Here is a 1,307-nt window from a genome sequence, read left to right on the forward strand (position 1 = left end):
CATGGAACAGGAGCCCGCGCTCGTGGACCTGTTGATGCGCACCTACGAAACCACCTGGATGCCGCAGATGTCGGCGCAGACCGATGCGCGCTTTCGCGCCAGCGGCAAGACGGCCGCGTATGTCGCCGAACGCGGGCTCCTGTTCCATGTCTGCGAACTGGACGGAACGGTCGCCGGCATGGTCGATTGGGAAGGCAATTTCATCTGGGCCCTGCACGTGCAGCCCGACATGCAGCGACGCGGCGTGGGCGCCGCGCTGCTGGCGCTGGCCGAGGCCGCCATGCGCCAGGCCGGCGTGCGCGAGGCGCGCCTGGAAACGGACGACTTCAATGTGCGCAGCCGCGCCTTCTACGCCCGCAATGGCTATCAGGAAATCGATACTTATCCCGACGAGGAGTGGGACAGCGGTTTCACGACGGTGTTGTTGAGCAAGCGGCTGGCGGACTGAGACCTGCGCCGGGCGGCCTGGCGCATGTCTGCGGCCGGGTTCTGGCTCCATAAATCCAGGGTTTTCTGGCTCTTTGAGTGGAGCCACGGCGGCGCTATCGTCGGGTTTTCCACGTACCGATTCGACCGCCGCCATGTATCTGCCTTCCGCCTTCCGCGAGGATGCCCTCGACGTCCAGCATGATTTCATCCGCGCTCATCCGCTGGGCGTGGTCATGACGGCCGGGCCGGGCGGATTGATGGCCAACCATATTCCCTGTCTGCTGTATCCCGAAGGCGAGCGCGGCGTGCTGCGCCTGCATATGGCCAGGGCGAATCCGCAATTGGCGGAGCTGGCCTCGGGCGCCGAATGCCTGGTGGCTTTTCATGGTCCGCAGGCCTATGTCACGCCGTCCTGGTACGCCACCAAGGCAGAGACGCACAAGGTCGTGCCGACCTGGAATTTCGTTGCCGTGCATGCGTGGGGCAAGCCGGTGATCCAGGACGATCCGGCATGGCTGCGCGCGCAGCTCGAGGCCCTGACCGAGAGCCAGGAGAAGGCCCGCGTCCTGCCCTGGCGCGTGGCGGACGCGCCGGCCGATTTCATCGCCGCGCAGATGCGCGCCATCGTGGGCGTCGAGATTCCCATCGCGCGTATCGAAGGCAAGTGGAAAGCCAGCCAGAACCGCACCCCTGCCGATCGGCAGGGCGTGGCGCAAGGCCTGGCGGAAGAGGGCGACGCGGTCATGGCGGGACTGGTGGCGCGGCGCGGCGGACTGGGCTGAGACCTCACGTCCGCGCGTTGCGCTGGCGGGGCTTCGGCCATTTCACGCGACTGTCACGCGGTCGGTTGCGCGGCGTCCGCGATAGGCAGCCTGGCC

At 67.0% G+C, this 1,307-nt stretch carries 2 protein-coding genes; both read left to right on the plus strand.

Features of this window, described 5'->3' with window-relative positions:
* Position 1 precedes the first annotated feature (1 nt).
* Complete coding sequence (locus AC6LJ5_RS30300; RefSeq protein ID WP_498142449.1) at positions 2–448, plus strand: GNAT family N-acetyltransferase; 447 nt, start codon at positions 2–4, stop codon at positions 446–448.
* Positions 449–581: 133 nt separating this feature from the next.
* Positions 582–1,211, plus strand: coding sequence for an FMN-binding negative transcriptional regulator (locus AC6LJ5_RS30305; RefSeq protein ID WP_103275555.1), 630 nt, complete (start codon positions 582–584; stop codon positions 1,209–1,211).
* Positions 1,212–1,307: the final 96 nt, after the last annotated feature.

The sequence above is a fragment of the Achromobacter sp. 1011791174 genome (genome assembly GCF_059760925.1).

Bases quoted from the DNA above. Each gene is read 5' to 3' on its own strand.
- AC6LJ5_RS30300 (WP_498142449.1), top strand. From the start codon at position 2: ATGGAACAGGAGCCCGCGCTCGTGGACCTGTTGATGCGCACCTACGAA.
- AC6LJ5_RS30305 (WP_103275555.1), top strand. From the start codon at position 582: ATGTATCTGCCTTCCGCCTTCCGCGAGGATGCCCTCGACGTCCAGCAT.